1 protein-coding gene and 1 pseudogene are annotated in these 1,616 nt (G+C 35.6%); both read right to left on the reverse strand.

Annotated elements, in window-relative coordinates; genetic code table 11:
- A pseudogene (locus tag V7108_RS26835) lies at positions 1–161 on the reverse strand (IS5/IS1182 family transposase); the annotation flags it as partial.
- Between the two features lie 272 nt (positions 162–433).
- The gene (locus tag V7108_RS26840) at positions 434–1,240 is read right to left on the reverse strand and encodes a LysM peptidoglycan-binding domain-containing protein (RefSeq protein WP_420489223.1); all 807 of its coding nucleotides are present in this window, start codon (positions 1,238–1,240) and stop codon (positions 434–436) included.
- Between the last annotated feature and the right edge of the window lie 376 nt (positions 1,241–1,616).

Here is a 1,616-nt window from a genome sequence, read left to right on the forward strand (position 1 = left end):
TGGTAGGCAGGACATCCCTCATTTCGAAGAAATGGTTCCAACGCTTCCTGAGGAATACTTTCAACTAAATGATGGACATGGAAGGCAATATCATTATTTTGTAATTTTACTTCTAAATCTAAAGGCAAAACTAATTGATTCATGATATAATTTTTAAACATAAGGACACTTCTTTCTGATTTTATTTTGTGTGGTAACTTAATTTTATCAGAAGTTGTCCTTATTTTATTGAAAAAAATAAAGCCGGTGAAAATTTTACTCGTCGTAAAATTTCACCGGCTTTTTCATTCCAGAGGAGGGTTTTGTCCCAGCCTCTTTTTTTAAATTTTTTTCTGCAATAAAGTTACGCTCACTTATCTCCCTTGAAGCTCGTTAAAGAACTGTATGAAGTGGATAGGACTGATAGGATGGGAAAGCAGCAGTTTCTGTATCATTAAAAAAGTACTATTATTCTAACGAGATCTTGAATACTCCCATCTTGAGGACTTCTTGTAAAAACTCGAAGTTCTCCTGTGCTTACAGTTGGTGTTCTGTCAAATGGTAACGTACTGCTGAAATTACCATACTTGGGACCTCCAGCATCCGTCAATGTAAAACGCTCATTGGATACGATCACTCCATTTGCATCTATTAGTTCATGATTAAGAACTGCTTCGAAAGCTCTTGCTTGTCCTTCTATTCGCTGATTGCTAACAACTTTTGTCCCGGGAAGTGGAGTCCATACAACAATATTTCGGGAAGTTGGCAAAGGGAGTATTAAATGAAAATTTGGCCATATTATGTCTTTTTGAAAACCGGGTCTGTCTAGATTTGCTTTGATAATACTAGAAAGCGATATTCCAAATCTACGCGAAATGTCAAAAAGGGAATCCCCGGATTGGATTTCATAGATAAAAACAGGAACCAGAAATTGTTGATCAGGAAAAATAAGGTTAGGGTTCGCCAAGTTGTTGATACCTGATACTAAATCGGTAAATGTGCTAAATCTCGAAGCAATCCCACTTACTGAATCTCCGGATTTTACTACATAAAATACCTTTCCTAATTTTGATAGATTTGGAACGACTAATACATTTCCGGGAAAGATAACCCCAGAATCGGTAACTGGTGAAAATAAGTGGTTTGCTTGTACGATTGCTCTTACCGAGCTTCCAAATCTCCTAGCTATCCGAAAAAGAGTGTCCCCTTTACGAACTGTATAAATAAATTCCTTTTTTGTAACTATTGTCAATTCATACACCGCCTTCTTGTCCAATTAGAAATAATATATGAATCTTCATTCAAAATAGATTGGACGAGTTTACACTGTATATGATAAAATTGCCGGCCGCATCCTTTGCGCATAGGGATTTCATTGACTAAATAGTTTTTCATAAAAAATCTCTCCGAATTATCGTAGGGATTATTTTGTCTAGCGGCTTTTTTTATAGCAAAAAGCAAATAGAAAGACAATGATTCAAAGTAGGATATAGCCAATGGGGAGTAGGCGGAATTTTGTCAAAAATAGAGGAAAATCGATTTATTTCATCGAGTATTAGAAGAAAATAAGTGGATTGGAGTGAAATATGTATGAATTTATCGGAAATTGAGGCATTTTGGTCTTCTGTCAAGAAAGT

This window comes from Neobacillus vireti (assembly GCF_036962345.1).
In the GTDB taxonomy this organism is placed as follows: Bacteria; Bacillota; Bacilli; order Bacillales; family Cytobacillaceae; genus Neobacillus; species Neobacillus vireti_A.